The sequence below is a fragment of the Flavihumibacter solisilvae genome (assembly GCF_000814475.1).
Lineage (GTDB): Bacteria > Bacteroidota > Bacteroidia > Chitinophagales > Chitinophagaceae > Flavihumibacter > Flavihumibacter solisilvae.
The window spans coordinates 1-14947 of record NZ_JSVC01000032.1 but is presented as its reverse complement, the minus strand read 5'-3'; the positions used below and the strand labels follow the sequence as shown (position 1 = coordinate 14947).

General features: G+C 44.6%; 12 protein-coding genes. 4 read left to right on the top strand and 8 right to left on the bottom strand.

Annotation, left to right across the window (positions count from 1 at the left end; all coding sequences use genetic code 11):
• Nucleotides 1-3: 3 nt before the first annotated feature.
• A complete protein-coding gene (locus OI18_RS21430; protein ID WP_039143885.1) occupies nucleotides 4-387 on the bottom strand; it encodes a group I truncated hemoglobin in 384 nt (127 codons plus the stop codon).
• 64 nt (nucleotides 388-451) lie between these two features.
• On the opposite strand from OI18_RS21430, the gene OI18_RS21425 reads away from it, so the two are divergent.
• Nucleotides 452-1276, top strand: coding sequence for an alpha/beta hydrolase (locus OI18_RS21425; RefSeq protein ID WP_039143883.1), 825 nt, complete (start codon nucleotides 452-454; stop codon nucleotides 1274-1276).
• Between the two features lie 14 nt (nucleotides 1277-1290).
• Here OI18_RS21425 and OI18_RS21420 read toward each other — a convergent pair whose 3' ends face one another.
• The gene (locus tag OI18_RS21420; RefSeq protein ID WP_039143882.1) at nucleotides 1291-3708 is read right to left on the bottom strand and encodes an ABC transporter permease; all 2418 of its coding nucleotides are present in this window, start codon (nucleotides 3706-3708) and stop codon (nucleotides 1291-1293) included.
• Between the two features lie 177 nt (nucleotides 3709-3885).
• Here OI18_RS21420 and OI18_RS21415 point away from each other — a divergent pair, with 177 nt between their 5' ends.
• Nucleotides 3886-4380, top strand: a complete 495-nt coding sequence (locus OI18_RS21415; RefSeq protein WP_039143880.1) for a hypothetical protein — start codon at nucleotides 3886-3888, stop codon at nucleotides 4378-4380.
• On the opposite strand, the gene OI18_RS21410 is transcribed toward OI18_RS21415, so the two are convergent.
• From OI18_RS21410 to OI18_RS21400, 3 genes are all read right to left on the bottom strand, one after another.
• Complete coding sequence (locus OI18_RS21410; protein WP_039143878.1) at nucleotides 4377-5417, bottom strand: PepSY-associated TM helix domain-containing protein; 1041 nt, start codon at nucleotides 5415-5417, stop codon at nucleotides 4377-4379. The genes OI18_RS21415 and OI18_RS21410 overlap by 4 nt on opposite strands.
• Nucleotide 5418: 1 nt before the next feature.
• The gene (locus OI18_RS21405) at nucleotides 5419-7770 is read right to left on the bottom strand and encodes a TonB-dependent receptor (RefSeq protein ID WP_039143876.1); all 2352 of its coding nucleotides are present in this window, start codon (nucleotides 7768-7770) and stop codon (nucleotides 5419-5421) included.
• Nucleotides 7771-8075: 305 nt separating this feature from the next.
• Nucleotides 8076-9269, bottom strand: a complete 1194-nt coding sequence (locus OI18_RS21400; protein WP_039143875.1) for an outer membrane protein assembly factor BamB family protein — start codon at nucleotides 9267-9269, stop codon at nucleotides 8076-8078.
• 17 nt (nucleotides 9270-9286) lie between these two features.
• On the opposite strand from OI18_RS21400, the gene OI18_RS21395 reads away from it, so the two are divergent.
• Together OI18_RS21395 and OI18_RS21390 are read left to right on the top strand one after the other, a co-directional pair.
• Nucleotides 9287-10144, top strand: a complete 858-nt coding sequence (locus OI18_RS21395) for a HipA family kinase (protein WP_240312816.1) — start codon at nucleotides 9287-9289, stop codon at nucleotides 10142-10144.
• The gene (locus tag OI18_RS21390; protein ID WP_039143872.1) at nucleotides 10122-10505 is read left to right on the top strand and encodes a DUF3037 domain-containing protein; all 384 of its coding nucleotides are present in this window, start codon (nucleotides 10122-10124) and stop codon (nucleotides 10503-10505) included. The genes OI18_RS21395 and OI18_RS21390 overlap by 23 nt, the downstream gene beginning before the upstream one ends.
• A 13-nt stretch (nucleotides 10506-10518) precedes the next feature.
• On the opposite strand, the gene OI18_RS21385 is transcribed toward OI18_RS21390, so the two are convergent.
• The 3 genes from OI18_RS21385 to OI18_RS21375 form a co-directional block, all read right to left on the bottom strand.
• Nucleotides 10519-11034, bottom strand: a complete 516-nt coding sequence (locus OI18_RS21385; protein ID WP_039143870.1) for a hypothetical protein — start codon at nucleotides 11032-11034, stop codon at nucleotides 10519-10521.
• Nucleotides 11035-11148: 114 nt separating this feature from the next.
• Complete coding sequence (locus OI18_RS21380; protein ID WP_039143868.1) at nucleotides 11149-11889, bottom strand: LytR/AlgR family response regulator transcription factor; 741 nt, start codon at nucleotides 11887-11889, stop codon at nucleotides 11149-11151.
• A partial coding sequence (locus tag OI18_RS21375; protein WP_039143866.1) for a ligand-binding sensor domain-containing protein occupies nucleotides 11882-14947 on the bottom strand: 3066 nt, incomplete at its 5' end. The genes OI18_RS21380 and OI18_RS21375, both read right to left, overlap by 8 nt.

The following is a 14947-nucleotide window of genomic DNA, read 5'->3' as shown; positions in this document are numbered from 1 at the left end:
TTTTCAGCGATTGACTACTTGTTCTCTCAGCGATTCCAGGATGCCGATAATCTCCTTCTGCTCGGCCTCAGGCACTTTGTTATCATTGAGCGCCTTAACTACATCATCATTTGCAATGTCAAAATCCTTTTCGTTGATGTGCAATCCTGTATGCGCAGTAAGCATATCCTTCCCAGTATACTGGTGAGGTCCGCCAATGCCCATTGAAAAGAATTCGAAGACATGTTGATTCAAGATGTTCATATCAACATTCCTGAAATAATGGGATATCTGGGGGTTATTACTGTTCCTGTCAAGTATATCCGTAACGATTTTTCTAAGTCCCACCTCTCCACCAAGCTTGTCATACAGCGAAACCTCTTTTGTGGTGTTGGCTTGTTGTTCCATGGCGTAGTTTTAAGTTGTGGAATAATATAAAATTACGATATATTTTAGCGGGCAAATTGACTCTATGAATATAGCAATCAAGGCGGCCTTTTCAGTTCTGCTGGCCGCAAGCATTACTCTAAATACAAAAGCGGCAGATGTTGACACCATCACTACCTACAGTAACGCAATGAAGAAATCGATAAAGTCGGTTGTGATTATCCCGGCGGGCTATAACTCCGGCAAAGAATTTCCTGTTGTATACCTTTTACATGGCTATGGAGGCAATTATGCAAACTGGATAACCAAAGTCAAAGGGCTTGATTCTGCTGCTGACCGGTATCAATGCCTAATTGTATGTCCGGATGGAGGAATCGGAAGCTGGTATTGGGATAGCCCGTCAGACCCTTCCTGGAAATACGAAACCTATATTTCTTCTGAACTGGTGTCGTCGATAGATTCAAAGTATCGCACAATAAAAAGTAAAAAGGGCAGGGCGATTACGGGGCTTAGCATGGGTGGTCACGGAGCATTATACCTGGCGCTCCGGCATCCGGATGTATTTGGTGCAGCAGGCAGTATGAGCGGAGGGGTGGATATCAGGCCGTTTCCGAAAAACTGGGACATGGCAGCCAGGCTCGGCGCATATGCAGAATTTCCCGAGCGGTGGGAAAAGAATACAGTGATCAACATGCTTCACCTGGTTGTACCGGGTTCTTTGGCGCTTATTATTGATTGTGGCACAGAAGATTTTTTCTATTCGGTTAACGAGGCACTTCACAAACAACTACTGTATCGCAATATCAGGCACGACTATATTACCCGCCCGGGTGCACACAATTGGGAATACTGGTCAAATGCAGTTCACTACCAGCTCTTGTTTATGCAGCGGTTTTTCAATGGCGGGTAAACATGGTAACCTGTTTATTCTGTTCGCAGACTCTTCACCGGGTTCTGGCGTGCAGCCCTGATGGTGTTGAAACTGATAGTTAGTAATGCCACAATGATGGCGATAATGGCCATTAATCCGAACATCCACCACCGGATGGGAATGCGGTAAGCAAAATCCTCCAGCCATTTATTCATGACAAGCCAGCTGACAGGTGTTGCGATCAGGACAGCCAGGCCAACAAGACCCAGGAAATCGCGCGAAATCAGGAATGAAATCTGTTGCACGCTTGCACCAAGGACTTTCCGCATGCCGATTTCCTTCACCCGTTGCTGGATCATCAACAACACCATTGCCAACAGCCCCATGCAGGATAGAATCACGGATATAAGTGCAGCAATGCTGAACATAAGTGACATGGTGCGCTCCTGTTCATACCAGTTGTTGATATTTTCATCGAGATATGAACCCCGGAATTCCTTACCAGGTTCAAGGGTTTCCATTTCCTTCTTTACAAGGTCAATGGTACCAACCATGTTGCTTCCTGAAGTTTTTATGAAGCAATAATTGATCTCATCACTGGGATTAATGACGAGTGTTAATGGTTGCATTGGTTCCCGCAAGGAATACAAATGAAAATCGGGGAAAACGCCAATAATATTCCACCTGGGTGCAGAAGTATCAGAACTGAGTGATTTTCCAGTAATATCCTTCTCCCTGAATTGGCGTGCCATACTTTCAGATATGATAACATTTTGCTGGGTGTCCGAAGCATAACTACGATCAAAGTCCCGGCCATTTATCGTTTTCAGGCCGAAGGTTTCCAGGTAATTGTAATCAACCGAAGCGATCAGTGTCTTGATCAATTCTCCCTGGTATTCAAAGGTCACTGCAGACCGGGTGGTCGACCCATCACGTCCCCGTCCAATATTGATATTGCTGCCGGTGATGGACCGGATCGACGACTGTGAGGAAAGCCTGGTCCTGAGTTTTTCAATAGTTTGCCGGCCGTTTTCCGGTTTGTTAAGTGGAATACTGATCACATGTTCCTTATTAAATCCCAGGTCGCCGTTCTGCAAGTGTTTGAATTGTCTATAAATGATACCCGTACAACTAATCATTATGCAGGCAATGACAAACTGGATTACAATCAGGGAACTGCGCAGCAGGCTTTTCCTTCGCAACGTTACTTTTCCTTTTAAAGTCTCGGCTACCTGGAATCTTGCCATTAACCAGGAAGGGTAGCCGCCGGCGATAAACGAAACTGCAACAAGTACAGCTACCGCCAGCAAAAGGAAATCCGGTTTCCAAAGTATTGTCGCCAGGTTGGCATTAATCCGTTGAATACCGCTAATTGAATGAAGAAGCAGGTTCACAGCAGTGAGTGAAATCAGGAACGCTACTGTACACAGGAGAAAACTTTCCGTCCACAGCTGCGAAAACAACCTTGTTTTTCCAGCGCCGAGGCATTTCCTGACGCCGATTTCTTTGCTACGGGTAAATGCTTTTGCCAGGTTGATATTTACAAAATTGAAACATGCAATGAGTATAATCAGGATCCCGACGGTCATGACAGTATAAACGACAGCTTTGTTAATTGCCCTGTCATTGACCCTGGGTGCAAAATGCAGTTTACTGAACGGCATAAGGTGGGCGGCATACACATCGCCGTTTTTATCCGGTCTGCCACCGTCGCGCTCCAACTCGGCGTACCATTCCGCAAGATGTTTCCTTGTAATGGAGCGGATTTCATTTTCTGCCTGTTGCTGCGTAGCGCCTTCCTTCAATTCTATGAAGACAGGATGGTGCTGGCGATCCCAATTCGCCCGGTCGCGGGCAAAATCACTTCTGTTCTCAACGCGGGCCAGCATATCAAACCTGATGCTTGAATTAAGCGGACAGTCCTTTACTACTGCCATAACTGTCATTGCCTTCAACTCGCCTGTTGAAACCTTGAGGGTCTTACCGACAGCATTTTCGTTTCCGAAGATCTTCTTTGCTGTGGCTTCGGTGATGACAACACCTGACAGACTTTGCAAGGGATTTCCCGAGTTGCCGGCCACCACGGGGAAGCTGAACATTGGAAGAAAGTCCTCATCAACCAGCATCACGGTTATATCAAGTTCTTTATCGTTGTATACTACGTTTCCTCCGCCGAATGCAAACCTGGATGCCCGGGCTATTGCCGGAGCTTCTTCCTTGAAAGCAGGGGCCGCGGCAAATCCAAACTGGCTTACATAGTCATCGCCCGTCTTTCTCCCAAAAACCTGGTATGCCTGATAAAGCCGGTCCCGGTTGACGTGAAATTTATCATAGCTGAGTTGGTCATAAACCACAAGCAGGATCAGGATCCCGATGGTAAATCCAATAATTAAACCGCCAATATTTATAATCGAATGCAACCTGTTCCGGAACAGGTTTCTCCAGGCTATTTTGAGGGAATTAAAAAACATAATGGTAGAGTCTTGCAAATAGTTTCCAATCGAGTGCCAGAGTTATAAAGCTTTTATAATCAATCAATTGTATGACAACTCAGCCCGCAAGCTGTCCGGTTTCGATACGCTCTTGTCCGATTCTGCTACAAAAAATTAGCAAGGATTTTGCATATTAACCAGAAGAAACAAGTACATATGAAACAAACTTTCGTGCTTCTGGCCCTAAGCTTCCTGCTAACTAACGCCCATGCCCAGTTGACAGTAAAAGCCAAATGTGACCCCTTCGTAGTGGATGTATTAAATGGAACGGTAAACAGGGTGAAAGCCAATTATACCCTGTCAGAGATCAAGGACAAGTTCCCATGTTTTACCACCGCCGAGGAAGAAGGACCTTCGTCTAAATGCGGTGGGGGAGTGTTCTTTAAAGACAAAGACCTGTATTTCTACACACAAAGGGATTATATTGAAATCGGCCCCAACTTCAAAGGAAAACTTAGCATCCCATTGTTAGGTGCATCGAGGGGTTCACTATTTAAAACTCTGGGCACACCGCAGTTAAAAGACGATACCTGGGACGCATTCCAGACACAATATGGAGTAATGGTTTTACATTATTCTGGCGGAAAAGTACGCAGGATCCAGATGAGTACACAAAACACTTCGACTTTGCAGTTATGCGAACAGCGTTAGCGGTTTCTCTTTCGCCAGAGTAAAAAACCGGTCAGGGATAACAACCCGGGAGTAATTCCAAGCAGCGAATACAAAATCTTAAGTGGGATCCCTCCATAATTGCCAAAGTGTAGAGGGCCGGCCATGGCCAGCATTTTCTTTCCGGCAGGAAGGGAGGCCATGACCTGCTGTTTTTCAAGTTCCATTGACGTGGAGTTAATGATCACGTAGCTATAAAAATGGCCGTACCAGGGAGGATCATGAAGGAAACGGCCGCTTAGTTGGACGGATTTACTGTTGGCGCGTACCCTTACGAGGTGAACCTCAAAGTCGGGGTACTGTGTAGCTACGTGTTTCATTACCCTGTCAATTGACAAGGCATGGGAAGCAACAACCGGTTTCACTTCAGCCGTTTTCAGGGCGTTCAGAACAACCTGGCCACTTAGAAGGAGCCCGGTAAAAACGATTAGCAAATTGAAGAAGACTGACCAGACACCAATAACGCGGTGAAAGCTGGAAAAGAAACTCTTTTTTGTTGTAACGCTTATTCGTGACCGAAAGAGAATGGTTTTTGTGATCGCTTTACGATAAATAATCAGGCCTGTAACAAGTGAAATGAGAAATAAGATCCCAATAAAGAATACCACTACTTTGCCTGTTGTACCGGCAAACAGAGTGTAGTGCAATAAAAGAAGGCGACGATGCCATTGTGTATTTCCATCGTCAATAACCCTGAGAATGTTACCACTTTGAGGATGGGTAAAGACCTTCTTTCTTTGCTCTTTATTCCGTAATTCGTAGACCAATGCTTCATTTCCGGACGGCTTACCATACAACCTTATTTCCCATCCCGGGTAAAGGGCACTGACCTTGCTGTATGATGAATCATAAGAGTAAGTTCCCGAAGTGTTGCCGATTGCAAGGTATGGACTATCTGCTGAAGACTCCATCTCTTCAGAAAAGACCAGGATTGAACCAGTTAAGCTCATCAACAGGAGGAACAGGCCAACGATCAGCCCACTCCAGTGATGCCATTTAAATACGTTTTTTTTGTTCATCTTACCACTTCACTCCAACCCCCAACTGGAAACGCATGCCATTTGCAGTGGTATAATCTGTGTCAGAACCAGTCCATTGAGCAATGGGACTGTAATACGTCTTATTGAAAAGGTTTTCGATTCCGAGCTGAAGGTTAATACGGCTATTCATTTTCCACGTTCCGGAAAGATTCACTATGCCGGCACCATTTACAGGTCCCTCGCCATTAGCATACCTGCCATTTGCGCGGGGCTTAAACCTTTCCCGATCACCAAAATGTATCCATTGTGTATAAATGCTGATGGCGGGGGTTAGCGCATATCGAACGTATGCCGATGCTTTCGGTGCCGAGATCTTGGAACTGGTCAGGTAAATATCAGCAGCGTCATTATAGTGATTATTGTTATCCTTGTCAGCCTTTCCTTCTACATAGGCATAGGCTGCTCCAAATCCCAGATTTTCCATCGGAGTCAGGTCAAGAGACAACTCATAGCCGTATGTTTTCTCTGGCGCTTTCTGTTGCGTATACCATCCTGTACTATCCTGTACCAGTGATGCACCGATCTTGTTGGTGCTGATAAAGTAACTGCCGGTAAATTGCAGCCAGCCAAAGTTGCTGCTGAAACCTGCTTCGTAGTTATTTACACGAACTGGTTGGATTTGCATCTTGGCCACATCGTTCTCTTTCGCGGAACGCACATAGCGCCCCATGTCAATGATTGAAAAGCCCTGACTGAAACTAATAAAGGGACGGAACCATTCCCATCGTGCAAAACGAAGTCCGGCGTTAAAACTGGAAGCATCAAACGAAAGCTTGCCGCCATTAATCGTCTGTCCTCCTATATAATCTCCTGTTGTACTGTTCAATACCATCACCTGGGTAAAGGTTGGTACATCTATCTTCATATTGTCGAAGCGATATCCCGCGCGAAGGATCCAGTCACGGTGCAAATGGATATTTGCCTGCAGATACGGCGCCGTATTTTTTAGTTCAATATCCGGCACCCATGTACGTCCATCTACCAATGGCTGACCGGTCTTGTCGTTCAGTACATCCAATCCGTAAACTATATCGCCACTTAGCCAGCTTGTGATATTATATGGGGTATTTAGAGAAAGACGAAGGCCTTTCTTATCTGATTGGATTGTTGATTGTCCGCCGTTCTCAAAATATACCGGTTCATATCCATAGACAGTGTAAAAGCTTTGGAGATAGAGGTCTGCCTGGAGGCTGGTGTGAAATGGAAGTTCCTTTGCCTGGTAGCGCAAATAGGTATTATGATTATACCTGTTGCCGCCAGGTTCTCCCAACACTTTTCCGGGAACACCGATTGTCGGAATTGAATCATATTTTCCAGTTTTCACTACGTAATCGGTATGCTGTTGCGAACCGAAGTAATTGTACATTACTTCAAGACGGTGATTGGCTGCAATATTATATCCTAGCTTAGCAAAGGCATTGTAAGAGTCTGTTTCTCCGAGTCCGTAAACCGGGCTGATCACTCTTCCTTTACCATCTTTAAATACGCCGGTGTTTTCGAATGTGCCGCTGACGATATAATCAAACGCATTGATCTTTCCGTAGAATTGTTGTGTAAGTCTTCCACCAAGTGAACTGCTGCTTTTTATAGGCATGCCTGTAGCAGCAATATTGCTGTATGCATTAAATGCTTTGTTGCCTTCAGATTTTTTGGTAATGTAGTTGATTATTCCACCATCTGCACCGTTGCCATACATAGATGTGGCGCCTTTTACTACTTCTATCCGATCGATAACGGCCGGATCAATGGTCCGGACATCTCGTGAACCATTTCGCAACGGTGTGGATTGCGGAATGCCGTCGATCATAATCAGGGGCGTACGGCCCCGCAAAGTTTGCCCGGTATTGCTGGTTGTATTGGTTCCAAAACCAAGCGATGGCACTGACTGGGCAAGGATATTGGAAATGTTGGGGGAGACCAGCATCCTGTTCTGAATTTCTTTGCTGTTAATAACCTGAACGGAGGCTGGAGTGCGGTCGACGATCTCCGCTTTTCTTCCTGCGGTTACAGTTACTTCTTTGAGTGAACTCGCCTGGTTAGACAGGATGAATTCTATTGTAACCGTTTCATCAGCCTTCACGGTTACCGATTTTTCCTGGAATGCAAAGCCGACAGCACTTACCAGTACAGTATATTGACCAGGTTTCGGAAGCTTTAGTGAAAATTCGCCTGCAGGATTGGAGACCGAACCATTGAAGCCTTCCCTGATAGTTACTGCAATATCAGCCAGAGGTTGTTTTTGTTCGTCTTTAATAATACCATTGATGACCTGTGCGGAAGCATTGAAACTGAGCACGGATAGTAAAATAAAATAATATATATATCTGAACATACGCCTTTTTTCGCGCTGCAAAACTAGGCAGCGTCGTTTCCCGGCATTTATGAAATCGGGAAAAAGGGTTTCGAAAAGGGAAAAATGACTTATCTATTACAAAAAGTCCAGCTACCAGGACAAACCCCATTACTAGACCTTAACTAGACCTTAACTAGACCTTTACGAGACCTTGTCGAGACTACAATCCGCTTATGATAAGACTACGCTCAGGTGACGATAAATCCACTGTATACCCGGCAGCGATAACAAACTCTAAAGAGTCGGTCTTTGGAGGCATATGTCGTTGAGATACAATGCGTAGGTCAGTTTGGCCCGTCCAAAGAGAGGGCGTAAAGGAAACCATCCGTGCTGCCGAAAATAATTTGACGCTTATAAATAAGTGGTGTTCCTGTTACAGAACCGAGGTCAAGGATTGCTTTTTCAGTAATCTCCATATCCGGGCCGTATAATACAAATCCTTTGCGGAAATGGCCATTGTCGTCAAACACAGTGGCGTAATTCCTTTTGCTGCCATCAGTTTGAAAGGTTCGTAAGATTTTACCTTCTCTTTCATCTACACCATATAGCTTACCATCGAAGCAACCGAAATAGATGATGGAATCTGCTGAAGCTGCAGTGCCATATACCCTCATTGGTACAGAAATGTTCCATTTTATTTCCCCGGAGCCGGCATCGATACAATAAAAACGATGGGAGTCGGAAGTGCCAAAATATAGATTGTCCTGCAGCAAATGAGGAGAAGCGACTATCCAGCTTCCCTTTTCTTTCCAGTTCCAGAAGCCGGTTCCTTTTTGTTTGTCCACTGCATAAATATTGAAATCCCGGCTTCCAAAAACAACCGCATCTTTATAAAGGGTAACAGCTTTCTGAATAGCACCAGCGGGGAAATACCTGTCGCCAACTGTCTTGAACTTCCAGATCAGTTTGCCTGTCTTCACATTCAATGCATAAAGATGTCCATCGTAACTGCCTGCAAATACAGTATCGCCGGAAACAGCAGGACTTGCATGAACCGCTCCGCTGGTCGGGAAACTCCAAAGCTTGCGACCGGTCAATGTGTCTAACGCATAAATATTGCCGTTACCATTGCCGAAAATGAGCCTGTCTCCCGCCAGAACCGGTGAGGAATGATAATAGTCCCACTGGTCTACTTGTTTTTCCCTGGCACTTTTAAAGCTCCAAATAAGCTTTCCGGTTTGCAGTACCAGCTTGTAAAGCTGCCCGTTACCCGAATAAATATAAACCGATTGACCACTCACCAGGGCATCAGAACGAATTGCTCCTCCGGTTGAAAATTGCCAACACTCTTTGCCGGTAGCAATTTCTATGGCATACAGGGTACTGTCAGTGCTTCCAACATATGCAAGATTTCCATCTGTAGCCGGGGAGCCGAAAATCATTCCCCTGGTCTGAAATTTCCAGAGTGACCTAAGATCCTGTGCTGCCAGTAATAACGACAGGCATATAGTAAGCTGCAGGATGACAAGCTTCTTCATCTGTTGAAAATAGTACAATGCGCCATACTGCAAGTAACAAAGATTTAATAGCTTGCCAGCTGGTTGGAAAAATGAATAACATTAACGATAAACATAAGCAGATCAGGACTGTCAACGTCACAAGGTATGTTACTCCCTTGCGGGAAGGAGGCTCACTGCCGGCAATAACCGAAGCCGATGATGATTTCCTGTATGTACTGAAATTCAGGGGAGCAGGGCAGGGGGTGAAAGCGTTGATTGCAGAATTGATCGGGGGAGAAATAGCAAGAGCACTTGGACTCAAAGTGCCCGAAATTGTTTTTGCCCGGCTTGATGAGTCGTATGGCAGGACTGAACCCGATGAAGAAATCCAGGACCTGCTTAAAGCGAGCATTGGGCTTAACCTTGCAAATCATTACCTGTCCGGGTCTATTACATTTGATCCCACTACTACGGTGGTTGAACCAGGGCCAGCTTCTATAATTGTCTGGCTCGACAGCCTGCTGACCAATGTTGACCGAACGGCACGAAATACAAATATGTTAATGTGGTACCGTGAGCTTTGGCTGATTGACCATGGAGCTTCCTTGTATTTTCATCATACCTGGGACAATTGGAAAGCTTTTGCCACCCGTCCGTTCGAGCAGATAAAGGATCATGTGCTTTTGCCGCAGGCGTCGGAAATTGAACAGGCAGACATTACAGGAAAATCAATCCTGACAGCCTCCAAACTTAAATCGATCATTTCCCTTATTCCTGATGTATGGCTCAGTAATGAGGCCCAGGGAACGCCCGAAGAACAACGGGAGGTATATTACCAGTTCCTGAATACCAGGCTGGCAGCATCTGAGGTTTTCATAAAAGCAGCGTTACATGCAAGACAAGCAATTATTTGAATATGCCGTTATCCGGGTTGTGCCGAGGGTGGAACGCGAAGAATTCCTCAATATCGGCGTTATCCTGTACTCACGTAACCAGAAGTTTTTAGGCGTGAAATATACACTTGATGAGATGAGACTTCTGGCATTTTATCCGCAAACAGATATTTCAGCGTTGAAGGATTACATCTGTGCATTTGATAAAGTAAGTAAAGGAGGGAAGGAGGGTGGTCCGATTGGTCAACTGGATATGGCATCCCGTTTTCGTTGGCTCACTGCACCGCGAAGTACCATTGTACAGGTTTCGAAAGTGCATTCCGGATTAAGCGAAGATGCAGCCGGGACACTTGACCGGCTGCATCAACAACTCGTACTTTGATCAAAGGAAAGGCTTACTTGGTAAAACTTTCAACTACATCTATGTCGTCGCCAGAAACCCGGACAGTTTTCCAGGAAGTTTTGTCTTCGATTTTAACCAGGTAAATGATTGACTGGGGCAGGTTCATTTCCATTACCAGGAAAATGTTGAAATCAAGAAATTCGTGTCTTACTGCATTACGGATATCTTTTGGGAGGCCTTGCTCATCATAATAGCGGATGGTCCTTAGCCATTTGCCTTTTGCGTTGTAATCTGCCATGTTATACACACCATTCTGAAGGAACTTAACCCGGTAACCATCCTGCAGGGCATACCAGCTTTCACCTGTTGTGTTTTTAAATTCTTTCCTGAAGTTTCTTATGGCCTTTGTGTTGTCAGCATACAGCTTTTCTGCATCCAATGGTCGTACAATTGCCGGATACAAATCAGAAGCGAAATTTTGCTCATTATTCGGTTGCGTGTATGCGCTGCTGACAGGAACTGCAGTAATGAAGATGGCTGCGATGGCGGTTGAGATTAACTTTTTCATGATTAAGGTTTTTTGAATGACTGTATCTTGATGCCGATTCAAAATTACCTCTGTATCATGCGGAAATCCAGTGCGGGCGAGCAGTTGGCGGTTTTGGATGGTAACCTGCGGAGATCAGAACCATTTCAGCAGTGATTCTTTCCGGCTTCTTGAAACGTTTACGGTAGAGCCATCGCTCATGGCAAGATAACCGCCTTCACCCCTGACATAACGGATTACTTCATTCAGGTTTACAATATATGAATGATGAACCCTGATAAAATTAGGGAAGTTACCAAGTTGTTCTTCCATCTCTTTTAAGGTGCGGCAGGCAACGATCTTCCTGTTGTTGTGCAGAAATAATAAGGTGTAATTGTCGTTCGCTTCACATCTAATCAGTTCGTCAGCAGGCACCAGTTCAAATCCTTCGGCTGTTGGTACCGCCACTTTATTGAATTGCTGTCCTTTACCATTCACCTGTTGCAGCAGTAGTTTGATTTGTTCCGTGATAGGTGCACGGCGGTGTTCGCGATATTTGTTTATTGCCAGGATAAGTTCGTTGGGATCAATCGGTTTCAGTAGGTAATCAAGAGCGCTGAACCTGATTGCTTTGATAGCATATTGGTCATAGCTTGTTGTAAAGATCACGGCAAAGGGGATGTCTTCAAATTGTTCCAGTAATTGAAAACCGTTCATGGAGGGCATTTCAATGTCGAGAAACACCAGGTCCGGTTGGTACTTGCTAATCGCTTCCCATGCAAGAGCTCCGGATCTGCATTCTTCAACCAGGTGTACATCCGGGCAATATTCTTTAAGCAGCAAAGCCAGGGTTTCAAGGCAGTGCCGTTCGTCGTCTACGGTGATGGCCTTAATCATAAATGACAGGTATTTTAATGATTACTTCTGTCCCTCCGGCGCTACCATCGGCAAGTACCAGGTCACGAATGGTCACATGTGCATGTCCACTACTGTTTGCTTTTATCATTTCAATTCTTCCCGCAGTAATCTTCATTCCCATAGATTTATGTTGAGAGGCAGATTTGCTGTTGAGTTCCGTCGCCTGTTGCCTGCCAATGCCATTATCTCGGATTTTACAGATTAGCAGGTTGTTTTCCTGACTGATCACAACTTCGAGCAGGCCTTTTTCTTCCTTGTGCATTAATCCATGCCAGATAGCATTTTCCGCATAAGGCTGAAAAATGAGAGGCGGTACTTTAACAACAGAAACATCAATATCCTCATCTACGATAATCCGGTAATCGAACTGGTGGTCAAATCGTACCGCCTCCAGTTCAAGGTAAAGACTTAGTGCCTGCAATTCATTTTCGAGAGATACAGATGAATGTTCTGAATGTTGCAGGATCAATCGCATGAGCCGGGAAAATTTTGTCAGATATTCTGAGGCTTTTGCCTTGTCGTTATGCAGTATGAACCGGTTGATTGAATTCAGGGAATTGAAAATAAAATGTGGGTTCATCTGCGAACGCAGTGCCTGCATTTCCAACATAGCGGATCGGTGTTTCAGTTCTGAAAGTTGTTTTTCGGTCTCGGAATGTTCCAGTTGTTTTTTGTATGAATTGTGAATTCGCCACCTGACAAGTGCATACAAACTCAATGTTAACATCACAACAGCAGGAACAAGGAAATATGGGGTGGAATACCAGGCAGGAATGACTACAAACCTGAGTGATTTTTCATTCCATACTTCATCATTGTTGGAAGCTTTCACCCGGAAAGTATAGTTGCCAGGTGGAATATTATAGTAATATGCAGTTCGCTCGCTTACAGCGCTTCGCCAGTTTCTGTCAAAACCTTCCAGCATATAATAGTGCTGGTTCTCTCCCGGATTATTGAAATGTATACCTGCAAAGCCAATGCTTATAAAATTCTGATTATGTTTTAAACGTACTTCCGATGTAAATTCCAGGGGAAGTTGGATAGGAGAGTTTTTTCCTGGTGTTACCAGCCTGTCTTTTACTTTCAAATCCCGTAGGACTATCTGGGGAGGAATAGCATTGCTGGCCATTTTATCCGGCTGAAATGCATAATAACCACTAGTCGTTCCGACAAGAATATCTCCATTATTTAGTTTAAGGATGCCTTGCGTAAATGCAGTACTTTTTAATCCCTGGCTCCCCCCATACCAGGTAATTTTTGACCTGGAATTATCCAGCCTGAAAAGGCCTGACCTGGAACTAATCCACAGATGTTTCTGATCGTCTTCGACTATTCCTAAGATTAATGCATTATCTATTGGTGATCCGGGTAACTTAAATCGCGAAAACTCCTCTGCATCACGGTGTTTGCTAAACAGTCCATTGGTCGTTCCTACCCAAAGAAACTTATTACTATCTTCAAATATAGTGGTGATATACTGGCTTGAGAGTTTACGCCTGAATCCTATCGATTTTTCGTAAGCGAATAGACCAGATTGTAAACCAGAACCTGCCCAGATGGTATTCTTTGAATCTTTGTAGAGACATGATACAGGTAGGAAGCCTCCGGTTAAAGAGTCATGTATGGGAATTTTGGTAACCTTTTCTGACAACAGATCCATTTCATAAACTCCCATTTCGGTGCCCAGCCAGATTTTTTCTTCATCCATGGGAATCATAGTCAGTATAAACATCTCGATTGTGTTGATCCGCCCGGAAATTCCTGTTTTCAAAATTTTTGAATAACCAGTTTGTTTATTATAACGGAATAATTGTCCGCCATTAGACACCAAAAAATCCTTCCTGTCAGGAATGATTTTCATTTCGATAGTTCTGACCATTCCGATGGGCCTTGGAAACAGCATTTCTTTACCAATAACTTTTTTTGTGGCATTCACGTGAAAAATACCCTCTGGAAAGCAGACCATTAGTTCACCATTCGGTTCTTCAAAAAAATTTGTGATGGCCATTCCCATTTCCCAAAATGAGAACCGTTTATTAAAAGGATCAATGCGGTACAGATTAGCTTCCTGGGTACTAAACCAAAGCACACCTTCACGGGAAGTATAAGCCCACCAACCAGTATTATCAGCGAATTGCAGGCTATTTCCAAAACGTGTAATTGATTTTTTTTCCGGATCATACCGGCTCACGCCAGACTCAAAGGTTCCGATCCAGATACAACCGGTACCATCTTCAGTAATAAAGGTGATATGGTCGATTTCATTGTGCAGAGCTGGACGGCTTAATTTGGCAGGATTGGCAGGATCATAAGAGTGGCGGGTGAACTTACCGGTACTGCGGTCAAGGGTATGTAAACCATCACCTGATGTACCAATCCAGAAATTGCCCTTGCTATCCTCAAGAATCGCCCTTACCCTATTGTCGGCAAGAGAGTTTGGATTGCCAGGTTCATGCATGTAACGGGTAAAACTGCGCGTAGATTTATCCAGCCTGTTCAGTCCCCCTGCATTACCAGGTTCCCAGAAAGGTCCGCAAGCTACCCAGATTGTTCCTTTTCTATCTTCATAAACAGTCCGTACCCGGTTACTGCTGATACTGGCTGGATTTTTAGGATCATTTCTGAAATGAATGAACTTGCCTGTCTTTTTATCCAGCAAATCCAAACCGGCCATTGTTCCCACCCAAATATCGCCATCGCGGTCGACAATTACAGAGCAAACACTATCGCTAATCAAGCTTCCCGGATCAGTTGGATTATGCCGGAAATGGGTAAACGTTCCATAAAACGGATCAAATCTGTCGAGTCCCATACCACCGAAAAATCCAATCCAGAGAATACCGCTGGGCTCTGCAACTATACATTCAGGATAAGTTCCGCCAAGACTGTTTGAATTTGAAGGGTCATGTTTAAAACTAACCATACTATATCCGTCAAAACGGGTAATACAGCCTTTGTCCTGATCTGTAAACCACATGTATCCTTGGGGATCCTGGGTAATTCCGGTTATCTTACCGATAGAAATTTCCCCTACTCC

Bases quoted from the DNA above. Each gene is read 5' to 3' on its own strand.
- OI18_RS21430 (WP_039143885.1), bottom strand. From the start codon at position 387: ATGGAACAACAAGCCAACACCACAAAAGAGGTTTCGCTGTATGACAAG.
- OI18_RS21425 (WP_039143883.1), top strand. From the start codon at position 452: ATGAATATAGCAATCAAGGCGGCCTTTTCAGTTCTGCTGGCCGCAAGC.
- OI18_RS21420 (WP_039143882.1), bottom strand. From the start codon at position 3,708: ATGTTTTTTAATTCCCTCAAAATAGCCTGGAGAAACCTGTTCCGGAAC.
- OI18_RS21415 (WP_039143880.1), top strand. From the start codon at position 3,886: ATGAAACAAACTTTCGTGCTTCTGGCCCTAAGCTTCCTGCTAACTAAC.
- OI18_RS21410 (WP_039143878.1), bottom strand. From the start codon at position 5,417: ATGAACAAAAAAAACGTATTTAAATGGCATCACTGGAGTGGGCTGATC.
- OI18_RS21405 (WP_039143876.1), bottom strand. From the start codon at position 7,770: ATGTTCAGATATATATATTATTTTATTTTACTATCCGTGCTCAGTTTC.
- OI18_RS21400 (WP_039143875.1), bottom strand. From the start codon at position 9,269: ATGAAGAAGCTTGTCATCCTGCAGCTTACTATATGCCTGTCGTTATTA.
- OI18_RS21395 (WP_240312816.1), top strand. From the start codon at position 9,287: ATGCGCCATACTGCAAGTAACAAAGATTTAATAGCTTGCCAGCTGGTT.
- OI18_RS21390 (WP_039143872.1), top strand. From the start codon at position 10,122: ATGCAAGACAAGCAATTATTTGAATATGCCGTTATCCGGGTTGTGCCG.
- OI18_RS21385 (WP_039143870.1), bottom strand. From the start codon at position 11,034: ATGAAAAAGTTAATCTCAACCGCCATCGCAGCCATCTTCATTACTGCA.
- OI18_RS21380 (WP_039143868.1), bottom strand. From the start codon at position 11,889: ATGATTAAGGCCATCACCGTAGACGACGAACGGCACTGCCTTGAAACC.